Origin of the sequence: Citrobacter sp. RHB35-C21, from assembly GCF_013816515.1 — a bacterium.
Taxonomy (GTDB): domain Bacteria; phylum Pseudomonadota; class Gammaproteobacteria; order Enterobacterales; family Enterobacteriaceae; genus Citrobacter; species Citrobacter braakii.
This window is the reverse complement of the sequence record NZ_CP057147.1, coordinates 664,066-678,003: the sequence shown is the minus strand read 5'-3', so window position 1 is coordinate 678,003 and position 13,938 is coordinate 664,066. Positions and strand designations below refer to the sequence as shown.

The window sequence follows — 13,938 nt, the reverse complement described above, 5'->3', positions numbered from 1 at the left end:
ATGAGTAACAACAAGCATCCCCTGCGCGTGGGCGTTGGCGGCCCGGTTGGCTCCGGCAAAACGGCGCTGCTGGAAGCGTTATGCAAATCCATGCGCAGCAGCTATCAACTGGCGGTGGTGACCAACGATATCTATACCAAAGAAGATCAGCGCATTCTCACCGAGGCTGGCGCACTGGAGCCAGACAGGATCGTCGGCGTGGAAACCGGCGGTTGCCCGCATACCGCTATACGTGAAGATGCGTCGATGAATCTGGCCGCCGTAGAGGCGCTGAGCGAGAAATTCGGCAATCTGGATCTGATTTTTGTGGAAAGCGGCGGCGATAACCTGAGCGCCACCTTCAGCCCGGAATTAGCGGATCTGACGATCTATGTGATCGACGTTGCCGAAGGTGAGAAGATCCCGCGTAAGGGTGGCCCGGGGATCACCAAATCTGATTTTCTGGTGATCAATAAAACCGATCTGGCCCCTTACGTGGGCGCCTCGCTGGAGGTGATGGAGCGCGATACCCTACGCATGCGCGGCGAGCGTCCGTGGACGTTTAGTAATTTAAAATCCGGAGAGGGTCTGGAAAAAATTATCGCGTTTCTGGAAGAGAAAGGGATGCTGCGGGAGTAGAGTATTGCCCGGTGGCGCTACGCTTACCGGGCCTACAATATTATGTGCTTATGCCGCCGGTAATTCCGCCAGCGGCCAGCGAGGACGCACGGTCACGCCAAGATCCGCCGTTGCACCCGCTTTAAAACGCACCATGCCCGCGTAGGCGATCATCGCCCCGTTATCGGTGCAAAATTCCGGACGCGCGTAAAACACTTCGCCACGACGCTTTTGCATCATCTCGGCCAGTTTTGCGCGCAGCGTACGGTTAGCGCTCACGCCCCCCGCCATTACCAGACGTTTAAAACCGGTTTGATCCAGCGCGCGTTTACACTTGATCATCAGCGTATCAACCACAGCATCTTCAAACGCACGGGCGATATCTGCACGCGTCTGATCGTCATTTTCGTTATTACGAATGGTATTCGCGGCGAAAGTTTTCAGGCCGGAGAAGCTGAAATCCAGACCCGGACGGTCGGTCATCGGGCGCGGGAAGACAAAGCGTTTTTCAACGCCTTGCGATGCAAGCTTTGACAGCATTGGGCCGCCAGGATAATCCAGCCCCAGCAGTTTGGCCGTTTTATCGAACGCTTCACCAGCGGCATCATCTATCGATTCACCCAATAATTCATACTGCCCAATACCGGTGACGCTAATCAGCTGTGTGTGACCGCCGGAAACCAGCAGCGCAACGAATGGGTAAGCAGGGGGATTATCTTCCAGCATCGGCGCCAGCAGATGCCCTTCCATATGGTGCACAGGAATTGCCGGTACGCCCCAGGCGAACGCCAGAGAACGTCCTACGGTTGCGCCGACCAGCAGCGCGCCAACCAGACCAGGACCTGCGGTATACGCCACCGCATCAATCTCTTTTGCCGTCAGTCCCGCTTCTTTCAGCGCGGCCTGGATCAGCGGTACGGTTTTACGTACGTGATCGCGCGAGGCCAGTTCTGGCACTACGCCGCCGTAGTCAGCGTGTAATTTCACCTGACTATACAATTGGTTGGCTAAAAGACCTTTTTCATCGTCGTAAATGGCGATGCCGGTTTCATCGCAGGATGTTTCAATACCCAGTACACGCATGACTTGTTTTACCTCGCTCTATTACCGCGCAGTGTAGGACCAATGCGGGTTGATGTAAAACTTTGTTCGCCCCAGGAGTTCCGCTCGTGTATACTCCTTATCCTTATAAAAGTCCCTTTCAAAATCGCGTCGGTGCTTTACAAAGCAGCAGCAATTGCAGTAAAATTCCGCACCATTTTGAAATAAGCTGGCGTTGATGCCAGCGGCAAACCGAATTTATAAAGGTGAGAGTTACATGCCGGTAATTAAAGTACGTGAAAACGAGCCGTTCGACGTAGCACTGCGTCGCTTCAAGCGTTCATGCGAAAAAGCAGGTGTTCTGGCGGAAGTTCGTCGTCGTGAGTTCTATGAAAAACCGACTACTGAACGTAAGCGCGCTAAAGCTTCTGCTGTGAAACGTCACGCGAAGAAACTGGCTCGCGAAAACGCACGCCGTACTCGTCTGTACTAATCCATTGAGAGCCAAGGCTCTCAATTCAGACAGAGTTGTAGTTGTAAGGCCGTGCTTCCGGAAGGAATGCGCGGCTTGTTTTCGTTTATACGCGTCATCATTCAAGCTGCCTCTGCGTTGGCTGCAGTCGTTCCCTCCAGTCACGTACTGATGTACGCTCCTGAGGATTCGCTCCCTTGCCGTCTTGATGCATCTTGAATGATTTTGTGTATATAAGTCATAAAAAAATAAACGGGGCATATGGCTGGACGAATTCCACGCGTATTTATAAATGACCTGCTGGCAAGAACCGACATTGTCGATCTCATCGACGCGCGGGTAAAGCTGAAGAAGCAGGGCAAAAATTATCACGCGTGCTGTCCGTTCCATAACGAAAAAACCCCCTCTTTCACCGTAAACGGTGAGAAACAGTTTTATCACTGCTTTGGGTGTGGCGCACATGGCAACGCCGTCGACTTTCTCATGAACTACGACAAGCTCGAGTTTGTGGAAACCGTCGAAGAACTGGCCGCAATGCACAACCTTGAAGTGCCCTATGAAGCAGGCAGTGGCCCTAGTCAGATAGAGCGCCATCAACGGCAAAGCCTTTATCAATTGATGGACGGCCTGAACACTTTTTATCAACAGTCTTTGATGCAACCCGCCGCTACCCCCGCGCGCCAGTACCTGGAAAAGCGAGGATTAAGTAGCGACGTTATCACCCGTTTTGCTATTGGTTTTGCGCCCCCCGGCTGGGACAACGTCCTGAAACGGTTTGGCGGCAATGCTGAGAATCGTAAATCGCTGGTCGATGCGGGAATGTTGGTCACCAACGATCAGGGACGCAGTTACGATCGCTTCCGCGAACGGGTGATGTTCCCCATCCGCGACAAACGTGGTCGAGTCATTGGTTTTGGTGGACGCGTGCTGGGCGATGCCCTGCCGAAGTATCTCAACTCCCCGGAAACCGATATTTTCCATAAAGGTCGCCAGCTGTATGGCCTTTATGAAGCCCAGCAGGATAACGCCGATCCGCAGCGCCTGTTAGTGGTAGAAGGCTATATGGATGTGGTGGCGCTGGCGCAATACGGCATTAACTACGCTGTGGCATCCCTTGGGACGTCAACCACCGCCGATCACATCCAGTTGTTGTTCCGCGCGACGAACAACGTAATTTGCTGTTACGACGGTGACCGTGCCGGACGCGACGCAGCATGGCGCGCGCTGGAAACCGCACTGCCCTATATGACAGACGGACGCCAGCTACGCTTTATGTTTTTACCTGACGGCGAAGACCCCGATACGCTGGTGCGTAAAGAAGGGAAAGAGGCCTTTGAAGCCCGGATGGAGCAGGCGCTGCCACTCTCCGCGTTTTTATTTAACAGCCTGATGCCACAGGTGGATTTGAGTACCCCAGACGGACGCGCACAGCTCAGCACGCTGGCATTACCGCTGATTACTCAGGTACCAGGCGAAACGTTGCGCATTTATCTGCGACAGGAGTTGGGAAACAAGCTCGGCATTCTGGATGACAGCCAGCTTGAACGTTTAATGCCAAAACTGGCAGAAAATGGGGCTTCCCGCCCTGTTCCACAGCTAAAACGTACGACCATGCGTATACTTATAGGGTTGCTGGTACAGAACCCGGGTCTCGCCCCGCTGGTTCCGCCGTTAGGCGCACTGGATAGCAATAAACTGCCTGGACTTGGCTTATTCAGAGAACTGGTCAACACTTGTCTGGCTCAGCCAGGTCTGACCACCGGACAACTTTTAGAACACTATCGTGGCACAAATGATGCTGTGACCCTTGAAAAACTGTCGATGTGGGACGATATAGCAGATAAAGATATCGCAGAAAAAACCTTCACCGACTCACTCAACCATATGTTTGATTCGATGCTTGAGCTGCGCCAGGAAGAGTTGATAGCTCGTGAGCGCACACACGGTTTAAGCAGCGAAGAACGCCGGGAACTCTGGACGCTGAACCAGGAACTGGCCAAGAAATAACAGAAAGACAAAAGTATTTAACGGCTTAACTGCCGAATATCGCTCGGGAAGCCCCCGACAGCCGCACGGAGAGGCAGCGGCAAAATATAAGTATGCCCTCGTTTTGCCGTTGGCGGTTTTACCGCCCAACACCAATCAAACGAATTAAGTGTGGATACCGTCTTATGGAGCAAAACCCGCAGTCACAGCTGAAGCTACTTGTCCAACGTGGTAAGGAGCAAGGCTATCTGACCTATGCCGAGGTCAATGACCATCTGCCGGAAGATATCGTCGATTCAGATCAAATCGAAGACATCATCCAAATGATCAATGACATGGGTATTCAGGTGATGGAAGAAGCACCTGATGCCGATGATCTGCTGCTTGCTGAAACCTCCAACAGCACCGATGAAGACGCGGAAGAAGCGGCTGCCCAGGTTCTGTCCAGCGTTGAGTCCGAAATCGGTCGTACAACTGACCCGGTCCGCATGTACATGCGTGAAATGGGTACCGTTGAACTGTTAACCCGTGAAGGCGAAATCGACATCGCTAAACGCATCGAAGACGGGATTAACCAGGTTCAATGCTCCGTTGCCGAATACCCGGAAGCCATCACCTACTTGCTTGAGCAATACGATCGTGTAGAAGCTGAAGAAGCGCGTCTTTCCGATCTGATCACCGGCTTTGTCGATCCGAACGCGGAAGAAGACATGGCGCCAACGGCGACACACGTCGGTTCTGAACTCTCTCAGGAAGAGATGGATGACGATGCAGACGAAGATGAAGAAGATGACGACGACAGCAGCGATGACGACAACAGCATCGACCCTGAATTAGCGCGTGAAAAATTCGGTGAACTGCGTACTCAGTACGAAATCACTCGCGACACCATCAAAGCGAAAGGCCGCAGCCATGCTGCCGCGCAGGAAGAAATTCAGAAGCTGTCTGAAGTGTTCAAACAGTTCCGCCTGGTGCCGAAGCAGTTCGACTACCTGGTAAACAGCATGCGCGTCATGATGGACCGCGTGCGTACTCAGGAACGTCTGATCATGAAGCTCTGCGTTGAGCAGTGCAAAATGCCGAAGAAAAACTTCATCACCCTGTTCACTGGCAACGAAACCAGCGAAACCTGGTTCAACGCGGCAATCGCGATGAACAAACCGTGGTCTGAAAAACTGCACGACGTGGCAGATGACGTTCACCGCGGACTGCAGAAACTGCAGCAGATTGAAGAAGAAACCGGCCTGACCATCGAGCAGGTTAAAGACATCAACCGTCGCATGTCCATCGGTGAAGCGAAAGCCCGCCGTGCGAAAAAAGAGATGGTTGAAGCGAACTTGCGTCTGGTTATCTCTATCGCCAAGAAATACACCAACCGTGGTCTGCAGTTCCTGGATTTGATTCAGGAAGGTAACATCGGTCTGATGAAAGCGGTTGATAAGTTTGAATACCGTCGTGGTTACAAGTTCTCTACCTATGCAACCTGGTGGATCCGTCAGGCGATCACCCGCTCGATCGCGGATCAGGCACGTACCATCCGTATCCCGGTACATATGATTGAGACCATCAACAAGCTCAACCGTATCTCCCGTCAGATGCTGCAAGAGATGGGCCGCGAGCCGACGCCGGAAGAGCTGGCTGAACGCATGCTGATGCCGGAAGACAAGATCCGTAAAGTGCTGAAGATCGCTAAAGAGCCTATCTCCATGGAAACGCCGATCGGCGACGATGAAGATTCGCATCTGGGTGATTTCATCGAGGATACCACCCTCGAGCTGCCGCTGGATTCTGCTACCACCGAGAGCCTGCGTGCCGCAACGCACGACGTTCTGGCTGGTCTGACCGCCCGTGAAGCGAAAGTTCTGCGTATGCGTTTCGGTATCGATATGAATACCGACCACACGCTGGAAGAAGTCGGTAAACAGTTCGACGTTACCCGCGAACGTATCCGTCAGATCGAAGCGAAAGCGCTGCGTAAACTGCGCCACCCGAGCCGCTCTGAAGTGCTGCGTAGCTTCCTCGACGATTAATCTCGCCGCATAAGCATAAACGCCACCGCAAGGTGGCGTTTTTCTTTATAGTCCCCGCCTGGCCAGGGCGTCATTCACTTCCCGATACGCCCCCACCAGTTTATCCAGCGTAATCCGGCTTAACCCGCTGGGATTCGGCAAAACCCATATTTGCGTCGCGCCAATAGTCAGCGTTTGTTTTCCCCACTGCGCCCCACGCTGGCTGAGACCCTGCTCAAATGCCTGCTTCCCAAGGATTGCGAGTGCGGCGGGCTGATACTCTTCTATTTTCTCAATGAGCTTACGACCGCCGTTGCGCATCTCCTGTAACTTCACTTCATTGGCTTGCACCGTCGGTCTGTCGACAAATTTAGTCACGCCGCAACGGAAGTCCAGCAGGTGTTGTGCCTCTTCGGGTTTGAGCTGGCGATCGGTAAATCCCGCCTGATGGATGACCTTCCAGAAGCGATTAGCGGGATGTGCAAAGGGGAATCCTGTACCTGCGGAAGACAACCCCGGATTGATGCCGCAAAACACCACCCGCAGCCCCGGCGCCAGTATGTCCTTAACCATAATTACTCCCATCAATACATCAGAGGAACAAGTATAACGGACTGAAAATACATTGTTTATAAAAACAGCATCCGTACGCTTATGTCTGGATTGCAACGCGGAGTTACTTTATAATCCACCGCCACGGCCCCTTAGCTCAGTGGTTAGAGCAGGCGACTCATAATCGCTTGGTCGTTGGTTCAAACCCAACAGGGGCCACCAGATAAAACAAGGAGTTAGATGAGAAATCGTCTAACTCCTTTTTCTTTGGATGCAATTTGGGTCAGGTAATGGGTCAGGTAAGGAATTGCTACCCTGCCCTCTTCATCTCGCTGCCAGCATCCCCGGATAGTGATGAAAGCCAGTAGCACTGCCTGTAATATTCACCGTACCGAATTTTTACGGCTTTGCCGCAACAAGCCAGTTGCCTGCCGTGCTCGCAGAATGTCTACAGCCCGGAGATAAGGGGATTGTTCCTGCCAGTTAAATCCCTTCCTGTCGATACGCACCAGTTCGTATTTTTCCACCAGAAAATTCACGGCATCAGCCAGCGTGATTCCGGCATCGATATGTTCCTGTATAACACGTTCCTCACTGAACGGTGTGTCGTTGAGGGTGAGACCATAGTGCTGTTTCAGCAGGCGGGTCAGTAGCATTTGCCAGACAGCCACGGGTGCTAGGCAGGGCTTCGCCGCCCGCTGAGTTGTTGCAGGTAAAGTTTTCATGTTTACTCTCGTGAAGGTAATTAACTCTGAGTGGGGTAAATGGCGATGTATACGTAGCCGCAACTGCCAAGAGTATCGGCTTCGCAGGTGAAACCGTTGTGGTACAGGGTGACGCAGTGGGCGTGTTGGGGACTGAGTTCACCGGTGGTTAGCATCGACTCCATCTGGCGGATAAAGTGCGGGCATGTTTCATCCAGCTTCCGGCATTCGGTGTCACTGAACCTGCCGGTGATGCTGGCCCTGTCAGCCAGATAGTGCAGTCGGTTACCCTCCTGCACCAGACGGGCTCCCAGGCGCGGCGTGATAGCCCGCTGTAGGCCCCAGTTGATGTGGGTCATGGCGGCTCTCCTTTTATTGTCAGTTCAGGGTAATACTCATTAGGCAGGCATAAGGCCCGTTACGGTCCTGGCGGCGTTCGGCGTATACCGCGAGGACTCCTGTGATATCCGGCACATCCCTGCCGGTGTAATGGCAGACGCTACCGTGCCACTGATATTTTCCACTGCAGTAGCGAAAGATCCGGGACTCAGGATGCTGGCGGTATATCGTCATTGCCCGGCGTTTACTGATAATTTTCATGTCATACCTCACAACAGACCGTGTTCTGCGAACGAATAGATTTGCCTGCCACCGACAATCAGGTGGTCAGGGACGCGGATATCCACCAGCTGAAGCACCTGAACCAGTCGCTGCGTGAGGGTTTTGTCGGCCTGGCTAGGTGTCGTCTCGCCGGAAGGATGGTTATGCGCGAGTATCACCGCCGCCGCGTTGAAGTGCAGAGCACGTTTGACCACCTCCCGGGGATGCACCTCGGTGCGGTTAATCGTGCCGGTGAAGAGCGTTTCATGGGCAATCAACTGATTCTGGTTGTCCAGATACAACACCCGGAACTCTTCCCGCTCAAGCGCGGCCATATGCAGTCGCAGCCATTCACGTACGGCGTGGGTAGAGGTGAAGGCTACGCCGGGCTCATGCAGGTGGCGGTCCAGAGCCCTGAGCGCCCGCTGAATGAGACGCCGGTCCTGTGGCGTCATCTCGCCGGGTAAAAAGGAAAGCTGTTTCATCTGTTGCTCCTTCGGTCAGTCGATAATACGCAGAATGGCGTGAGCCTCTGGATGTTGCATGGCATACTCCCGCAGGCGGTAATAGTGTGCGGTCATCGCGTCACATTCTGTACGGCAGGCATGGTGGCTATACGCAATCAGGCAGACAGCAATACCTGCTGCTTCTGCACTCATTTGGGCATCGTTACCGTTCAGGCAGTTAAACAGACGCCATGTCTCATCGTTGTCAGGCTCGGGGGACATAAATGCGCCGCCATTGCTGAGGGTGTAGAACGACCAGATACCACCGCTGTAGCCCTCACAGAAGCGGTCCATCCAGGCGAAGATATGCGGCTCCAGGAGTAGCCACTGCGGGATAGCGCCAAAGTACTGTGGCCAGAAATCGATACGCTGTTCATCGGGGACCGGCGTGACGGTCAGTTCAAATTCGGGTTGGTTAGCGGGTGCGAGGTCGTGCTGCGTCTGTGTTGTCATGGGTATGTCTCCGTCAATAAAAACGCCAGCGGCGATGGCTGGCGTATGGGGATATAAAGTGTGTTCGGGGAGGTGAATGCGGGTAAATGCTTCGCGATCAGCGGGTGGCCGTGTCTGTACGGATGCCTGAGGTGCGGATATAGCGGTTAAGACCTTCACCGGCATCCGGCTCAAAGTTCCATGCCCGCCAGACCATCCGGCCTTCAGTATCACGAACCACCAGACGGAAGTGACTGCCCTGGTCGTCTTCGAGTGTGATATTGCTGTACGTGGTAGTGACCGCTTGCGCTTGTCTCCGGGTGAAAGGCCCCGGTGGCAGCAACACGGATTGGGTCATTTTCGGGCTCCTGATAAAAGAAAACCCCGGCAGCCTGCTAGCTGTCGGGGTGGATTTGCTGGGGAAGATACTACTATCAGTCGTTGCTGCAGTCTCCGGGAGTGGACAGAACTTTCTCAGCGTTCTTCCGGTCCGCAGTGAAGGTCCCTGCTTTGTGGTCATTGACGTAGACGTCGAACTGCCCGGCCTCAGAGATATTGCTGATGAAGTCAAACCAGGCGTTATCGCCGTTACGCCAGCCCAGGCTGGACGGAATAATGTACTGCTGGTGATCCATCACTACGGTGATAGTGGTGTCGTCATCGTGCGAACTGACCATCTTGTCATCGGCAAGGGTAAGAAAGACTGAATGCTGATAGAAACCATTCTGGTCCGGGTTCCCTGTGCAGTTGATGGTAAACGTCTTTCCGCTGGCTTCGGTCACGCTGTATTCCGTATTGCCCTGACCGTAACCCTGCTGCCAGAACCCCGGGATAGCAGAGGCATTAAAGCTCGCGAGCAGTACACCCGCCAGCATAAACCGACTTAGTGAAAGTATTGTCATTCTTGTCTCCTTTGTCGTTGTTTTATTACTGGTTCTCAGGGTTTGAGGGTATCAGCAGTCGCCCCATCAGTTTGCCGTCATGGGCGTACTCAAAGTATTTTTCTTTGGTATACGGGTCCGTCACCTCCTGGTATTCCAGTTTGATGTTATCGGCAATACACAGCGCATTCATCAGTGGCTGGACGGTTTTTTCCTGCATATCCACGAGGTAGTAGTAACTGCCATCCTCGCAGCCATCGGGCGACTGGCGGGTACGTAAAACCTGCAAGGTGGGACCGGATAAGTAGTCAACCTGTGACCATTCTTCGCTGACATCATCCTGGTGGCTGACCACATCACTGAAACGCGGTGGGGTTAGATCCTTAAATTTGCTGATGGCCTTCAGGTCATCACTTCTGTTATCGCATGCGCTGAGAAACAGCGTGGTGGCAACCAGCACCAGCAGAGGCAGTGTTTTACGTTTCATTATTTTTTTCCTGAAATCAGACGAACCACTTTGGCAAAGACATAAATGCCGACGAAAATACCCACCGGCACGCCGACGAACGGTGTCAGTGCGACACTGGCCGCACCGGCTGCCCCTCCGCCCGTCAGCAGTGCGGCAACGGTGGCAAGGGTCAGGGCCGTGAGGCTGTCGGACACCCCGGTTTTGTTCAGAATGATGACGATGACAACAATGGCGATAATGGCAATGAATGGCATAGGCTCTCCCTGCGGATGAGTTGAGATAGACCTGCACTATTCCGGTGGGCTGTCGGCCGGAACAAACGCAAGCAGCGACTGCTGGATAAAGCGAAAATGGGGTAAGGCCTGAATAAACACCGGGTCTTCAACCAGACTGCACAGACTGTCGTTGCGGCGAAAAGACTCCTGCAGGGGCTGAACCAGATGGATTTCATCCAGGGTGAATACGGCGATATGTCCGTCGTGCTCTGCCACCAGATACCAGGCCTGCTGGTGGATAAGTAACCGGCAGGGAGCCAGCCGCTCACAGCGCTGCCCCTCGGCAATCAGCGTTACCCGCCTGCGCCCGGTAATGGCCTGAATCAGTCGCCAGAAAGACAATGCGCCTGATGGCGAAGGAGCCGGACTGGCGGGTGCGATTACGCAGGGAGACTCATCGCACATCAGCAGTGCGTTTACCAGACGACGGTCAAAGCCAGGGAAAAGACCGGCCATCCCGCTGCGGTGGGCAAAGATAAGCACGTCGGGCACCATCTGCGTCTCACTGCCCGCAGTACGTAAGCGGCAATATCCGGACTGATACTCCAGGTCCAGATACATCAGCCGCTCACGAAAATCACGCCGCAGCGTGCGCACCGACACACCAAACTCAGCGGCCAGCTTACGCACACTCAGTGTTTCCCCTGCCACCAGACGGCTGATTATCAGTGACAGCCTGACAGCCAGCCGGTCATGGCGGCGTTCTGCCTGTGTCATGAGACGTTCTCCGTGAAAGTTAACTGACTGAAAATGATGTGATTACTTTAAAGAGGGGGTCGGACAGGGTATGGACATCACAGAAACTATTTTTCATTTCTGCAAAAGCCAGAGGCAGCGGGGGTTACAGGCCATTCCTCAGTGAGTGAGGACCGCCAGCACGGTGCGATGCGGACAGGTGGTGTCCGATATTAACAAAGCGGCAACATTAAACGGTCACTGCAGTTGCGTGAGCATCGCTTCCGCCATCACCCACAGCGCCCGGTTAAGTTTCACGTCCCCGTCGATACCGCGAACGGCACGGGTATGTGACCGTCCTCCTTTGGCATTACGGCCACTGAGCCCACCCTTAATCAGGTTCTCCTGAATACGCTGGTACGTGGTCCACAGGTCGCTACTCTCATCTTGCCAGCGGCGCGGGGAGAGGATCTGCGACTCAGTCACCGGCTGGTGGTCCTCACCAAAGCGGTACGTCAGCGCGGCTTTTGCCAGTGCCTGCTGCGCAGGTGGTGGCAACAGCAACGACTGCATCGCATCCCGCTTCTCCTCCACACGGTCAAAAATGCCCAGCACTTCATAGGCCCCCTCAATCACCTGACTCACTACATCGCCTTTGTGCGGCACACGCACCTCGCCAAATGACTCACCGCAGACGAGCCCGTTCTGACAAACCGCACGAAATAAACCCGGCAACATCTGGTACGAACTGGTGCCATCATGGGAGTTGAGCAGGATAATTTCTGGTACCTGTTTACCGGTAATCTGCCCCTCCCGACGAAGGCGTAGCATGTGTTTTGTGTGCTCGCGTCGACCCGGGTCGCGTACCCGGGTCTGACAGGCAAAGAACGGCTGGAAGCCTTCGCGCTGCAGGCTGTCCAGCAAGGAGATGGTGGGTATATAGGTGTAGCGTTCACTACGGGATTCATGTTTGTCCTCACTGAATACACTGGGCACCACGCGAAACAGCTCTTCGCGGGTTAACGGACGGTCGCGACGGATAAGATTTGCTGCGCCAAAGCGCGAAGCCAGACGGGTCATAAGCAGACTCCTCATAACGGGAAAACAAATAAAAGGGATCCCCGTCGCATCTGCGACAGGGGCAGGGAAGTAACAGGGATGGGTTAAATACTCAGAAGAAGAAATCCCAGACGGCGCGGGCCACTGACACCACCGTGGTGCGCACGGCCTGAATGACAGCCCGTACCGGGGCGGGTATCAGGGGAAAGGCACTGATGCTATCGAGTACGGCCCCGACGGTTTCACCAAAATCGCTACGAGCCTGTTCCCGGACTACCGTCGTGCGAAAGGAAGGATGGAGTTGCGACACCACCGGGCTGGTGGCCTCACGTGGCAGGCACTTAATCATCCGCTCGGCCATCACCTTAAGCCCCCATTGTAGACGGACCGACACAGCACACACCGGATGGACGGGCTGGAACAGCTCATGCAGCAGGCAGATTTTGCGGCTGATATTCTGCTTCTGCGCCGTGGACAACTGTCCCCCACCGCTGGTAGGTTCGGCCTTATCCGACTGGCTGATAACAAACAGCACCTTATGCCGGTATACCTCTCCAATCACCTGATGATAAAAATGTTCATCCACCGTCAGCGCCCGGTCATCGGCCTTAATCAGCCACAGTACCAGGTCGAGGCGAGGAAGCTGTTCGCGGTACAGCGCAGCATACTCGGTATCGCGAGCGCCACTTTCGCCCACGCCGGGCAGATCCATCAGCGTTATATAGCGGTCGCCAACCTGCAGGCGAAAGCGCAGTGGCTCACGTGTACAGGCCGCCACATCGCTGACCGGTGATACCTCACTGGCAAACAGGGCATTGCAGAGTGAGGATTTACCGGCACCGCTCTTACCCATAATGCCGATTACTGGCTCGTAATGGGTTAACTGATTTATCTGCTGCAATATACGTTCAGACACCCACTGTGGCAGGCCAGCAAGCGATTGCTGAAACGACTTCAAACCTTCAGAATTGTTCATTAGCTACTCCTCTGAAAAATTATACAAAAACGGCAGAATCGTGAGATTCTGCCGTTAATCGGGTATGTTCAGAAGAATGATATCTATCTGAAAATAATTTGAATTAAGGTAAGCGACGAGCCACGGTTGCCTGTGATCCCAGTCCCTGAGTCGTTAGGTTATTCTGATATCCCTCATCCCCAGACCAGAACAGTGGATAAGGGCAAATTGCCTGAGGGAGCTATAGGGCATTGGGCAGCAAGGTTTTATAGTTGGATGGCATCAATTTAACGGTATAGAAACATCAGCCCATACGATGACTGTCTACGTTTAAGACATAAATTCTTGCTGTTACATAAGTATTAATGCTGATTATCATCAATTTGATTATAATCATGGCACTTTATGGATTACCGTATTAAATATTCATTTTTTCCCTATAGTGATGATTCATGCTTGGTTCCCTTTCTAAGCGGCTTGAGGACTTGAGTTTGGTCCAGCGCGAGAGGTTGGCCTACATCGATTTTCGGCTCTATTTCTTCGGTGAGATCGGACGCCCTGATCTGATTGAGCGCTTCGGTGTGGCTCCGGCAGGGGCGACACGCGATTTGGCTTTGTACCGGGAAATTGCGCCGCATAACATCACCTTCGATGGTAGCAACAAGATTTATCGCATCGGGCAGGAGTTCTCACCGTTGTTCGAGCACGCATCGCTGCGCGTTCTG

The 13,938-nt window shown here is 53.7% G+C and carries 18 protein-coding genes and 1 tRNA gene; 5 read left to right on the top strand and 14 right to left on the bottom strand.

From position 1 onward, the window contains the following. The gene (gene ureG, locus HVZ39_RS03355) at positions 1-618 is read left to right on the top strand and encodes an urease accessory protein UreG (RefSeq protein ID WP_016154547.1); all 618 of its coding nucleotides are present in this window, start codon (positions 1-3) and stop codon (positions 616-618) included. Positions 619-666: 48 nt separating this feature from the next. On the opposite strand, the gene tsaD is transcribed toward ureG, so the two are convergent. After that, on the bottom strand, positions 667-1,680 hold the full coding sequence (tsaD, locus tag HVZ39_RS03350; protein WP_181633223.1) for a tRNA (adenosine(37)-N6)-threonylcarbamoyltransferase complex transferase subunit TsaD: 1,014 nt from the start codon (positions 1,678-1,680) through the stop codon (positions 667-669). A gap of 235 nt (positions 1,681-1,915) precedes the next feature. Here tsaD and rpsU point away from each other — a divergent pair, with 235 nt between their 5' ends. From rpsU to rpoD, 3 genes are all read left to right on the top strand, one after another. Then, positions 1,916-2,131 carry a 30S ribosomal protein S21 gene (gene rpsU, locus HVZ39_RS03345; protein WP_001144069.1) on the top strand — a complete coding sequence of 72 codons (216 nt, stop codon included), beginning with the start codon at positions 1,916-1,918 and terminating at the stop codon, positions 2,129-2,131. A 240-nt stretch (positions 2,132-2,371) separates the two neighbouring features. Beyond that, entirely contained in the window at positions 2,372-4,117 is a 1,746-nt protein-coding gene (gene dnaG, locus HVZ39_RS03340) for a DNA primase (RefSeq protein WP_181633222.1), read from the top strand. Between the two features lie 164 nt (positions 4,118-4,281). Continuing rightward, positions 4,282-6,126 (top strand): RNA polymerase sigma factor RpoD, encoded by a 1,845-nt coding sequence (gene rpoD, locus HVZ39_RS03335; RefSeq protein ID WP_016154549.1) that lies wholly within the window; start codon positions 4,282-4,284, stop codon positions 6,124-6,126. A gap of 45 nt (positions 6,127-6,171) precedes the next feature. On the opposite strand, the gene mug is transcribed toward rpoD, so the two are convergent. Further along, positions 6,172-6,678: a G/U mismatch-specific DNA glycosylase gene (gene mug, locus HVZ39_RS03330; RefSeq protein ID WP_181633221.1), complete on the bottom strand. Its 507-nt coding sequence runs from the start codon at positions 6,676-6,678 to the stop codon at positions 6,172-6,174. 125 nt (positions 6,679-6,803) lie between these two features. Between mug and HVZ39_RS03325 the strand changes: the two genes are divergently transcribed. Further along, positions 6,804-6,879 (top strand) — tRNA-Ile (locus HVZ39_RS03325). A 161-nt stretch (positions 6,880-7,040) separates the two neighbouring features. Here the strand turns inward: HVZ39_RS03325 and HVZ39_RS03320 are convergent. The 12 genes from HVZ39_RS03320 to HVZ39_RS03265 all read right to left on the bottom strand — a co-directional run bounded on the left by HVZ39_RS03320 (position 7,041) and on the right by HVZ39_RS03265 (position 13,234). After that, the gene (locus HVZ39_RS03320; RefSeq protein ID WP_006812012.1) at positions 7,041-7,382 is read right to left on the bottom strand and encodes a TA system toxin CbtA family protein; all 342 of its coding nucleotides are present in this window, start codon (positions 7,380-7,382) and stop codon (positions 7,041-7,043) included. A 20-nt stretch (positions 7,383-7,402) separates the two neighbouring features. Next, entirely contained in the window at positions 7,403-7,720 is a 318-nt protein-coding gene (locus tag HVZ39_RS03315) for a type IV toxin-antitoxin system YeeU family antitoxin (RefSeq protein ID WP_006812013.1), read from the bottom strand. Between the two features lie 19 nt (positions 7,721-7,739). Then, on the bottom strand, positions 7,740-7,961 hold the full coding sequence (locus tag HVZ39_RS03310) for a DUF987 domain-containing protein (protein ID WP_001548171.1): 222 nt from the start codon (positions 7,959-7,961) through the stop codon (positions 7,740-7,742). An 8-nt stretch (positions 7,962-7,969) separates the two neighbouring features. Further along, positions 7,970-8,446, bottom strand: a complete 477-nt coding sequence (locus HVZ39_RS03305) for a RadC family protein (protein ID WP_000811693.1) — start codon at positions 8,444-8,446, stop codon at positions 7,970-7,972. 15 nt (positions 8,447-8,461) lie between these two features. Then, positions 8,462-8,920, bottom strand: a complete 459-nt coding sequence (locus tag HVZ39_RS03300) for an antirestriction protein (RefSeq protein WP_000211838.1) — start codon at positions 8,918-8,920, stop codon at positions 8,462-8,464. 97 nt (positions 8,921-9,017) lie between these two features. After that, a complete protein-coding gene (locus HVZ39_RS03295) occupies positions 9,018-9,257 on the bottom strand; it encodes a DUF905 family protein (RefSeq protein WP_000194654.1) in 240 nt (79 codons plus the stop codon). A gap of 76 nt (positions 9,258-9,333) precedes the next feature. Next, positions 9,334-9,801, bottom strand: a complete 468-nt coding sequence (gene ykfB / locus HVZ39_RS03290) for a protein YkfB (RefSeq protein ID WP_032200803.1) — start codon at positions 9,799-9,801, stop codon at positions 9,334-9,336. Positions 9,802-9,826: 25 nt separating this feature from the next. Continuing rightward, the gene (locus tag HVZ39_RS03285) at positions 9,827-10,267 is read right to left on the bottom strand and encodes a YfjS/YafY family lipoprotein (RefSeq protein WP_103468661.1); all 441 of its coding nucleotides are present in this window, start codon (positions 10,265-10,267) and stop codon (positions 9,827-9,829) included. After that, a complete protein-coding gene (gene ypjK, locus HVZ39_RS03280) occupies positions 10,267-10,503 on the bottom strand; it encodes a protein YpjK (RefSeq protein WP_001115854.1) in 237 nt (78 codons plus the stop codon). The genes HVZ39_RS03285 and ypjK overlap by 1 nt, the downstream gene beginning before the upstream one ends. A gap of 36 nt (positions 10,504-10,539) precedes the next feature. After that, positions 10,540-11,241 (bottom strand): WYL domain-containing protein, encoded by a 702-nt coding sequence (locus HVZ39_RS03275; protein ID WP_001548933.1) that lies wholly within the window; start codon positions 11,239-11,241, stop codon positions 10,540-10,542. A gap of 216 nt (positions 11,242-11,457) precedes the next feature. Beyond that, positions 11,458-12,279, bottom strand: a complete 822-nt coding sequence (locus HVZ39_RS03270; protein WP_001548934.1) for a DUF932 domain-containing protein — start codon at positions 12,277-12,279, stop codon at positions 11,458-11,460. 91 nt (positions 12,280-12,370) lie between these two features. Beyond that, positions 12,371-13,234 (bottom strand): GTPase family protein, encoded by an 864-nt coding sequence (locus tag HVZ39_RS03265; RefSeq protein ID WP_016154552.1) that lies wholly within the window; start codon positions 13,232-13,234, stop codon positions 12,371-12,373. Positions 13,235-13,938 lie beyond the last annotated feature (704 nt).

Bases quoted from the DNA above. Each gene is read 5' to 3' on its own strand.
- ureG (WP_016154547.1), top strand. From the start codon at position 1: ATGAGTAACAACAAGCATCCCCTGCGCGTGGGCGTTGGCGGCCCGGTT.
- HVZ39_RS03300 (WP_000211838.1), bottom strand. From the start codon at position 8,920: ATGACAACACAGACGCAGCACGACCTCGCACCCGCTAACCAACCCGAA.
- HVZ39_RS03310 (WP_001548171.1), bottom strand. From the start codon at position 7,961: ATGAAAATTATCAGTAAACGCCGGGCAATGACGATATACCGCCAGCAT.
- ykfB (WP_032200803.1), bottom strand. From the start codon at position 9,801: ATGACAATACTTTCACTAAGTCGGTTTATGCTGGCGGGTGTACTGCTC.
- HVZ39_RS03320 (WP_006812012.1), bottom strand. From the start codon at position 7,382: ATGAAAACTTTACCTGCAACAACTCAGCGGGCGGCGAAGCCCTGCCTA.
- HVZ39_RS03275 (WP_001548933.1), bottom strand. From the start codon at position 11,241: ATGACACAGGCAGAACGCCGCCATGACCGGCTGGCTGTCAGGCTGTCA.
- ypjK (WP_001115854.1), bottom strand. From the start codon at position 10,503: ATGCCATTCATTGCCATTATCGCCATTGTTGTCATCGTCATCATTCTG.
- HVZ39_RS03265 (WP_016154552.1), bottom strand. From the start codon at position 13,234: ATGAACAATTCTGAAGGTTTGAAGTCGTTTCAGCAATCGCTTGCTGGC.
- HVZ39_RS03285 (WP_103468661.1), bottom strand. From the start codon at position 10,267: ATGAAACGTAAAACACTGCCTCTGCTGGTGCTGGTTGCCACCACGCTG.
- HVZ39_RS03270 (WP_001548934.1), bottom strand. From the start codon at position 12,279: ATGACCCGTCTGGCTTCGCGCTTTGGCGCAGCAAATCTTATCCGTCGC.
- rpoD (WP_016154549.1), top strand. From the start codon at position 4,282: ATGGAGCAAAACCCGCAGTCACAGCTGAAGCTACTTGTCCAACGTGGT.
- mug (WP_181633221.1), bottom strand. From the start codon at position 6,678: ATGGTTAAGGACATACTGGCGCCGGGGCTGCGGGTGGTGTTTTGCGGC.
- dnaG (WP_181633222.1), top strand. From the start codon at position 2,372: ATGGCTGGACGAATTCCACGCGTATTTATAAATGACCTGCTGGCAAGA.
- tsaD (WP_181633223.1), bottom strand. From the start codon at position 1,680: ATGCGTGTACTGGGTATTGAAACATCCTGCGATGAAACCGGCATCGCC.
- HVZ39_RS03295 (WP_000194654.1), bottom strand. From the start codon at position 9,257: ATGACCCAATCCGTGTTGCTGCCACCGGGGCCTTTCACCCGGAGACAA.
- rpsU (WP_001144069.1), top strand. From the start codon at position 1,916: ATGCCGGTAATTAAAGTACGTGAAAACGAGCCGTTCGACGTAGCACTG.
- HVZ39_RS03315 (WP_006812013.1), bottom strand. From the start codon at position 7,720: ATGACCCACATCAACTGGGGCCTACAGCGGGCTATCACGCCGCGCCTG.
- HVZ39_RS03305 (WP_000811693.1), bottom strand. From the start codon at position 8,446: ATGAAACAGCTTTCCTTTTTACCCGGCGAGATGACGCCACAGGACCGG.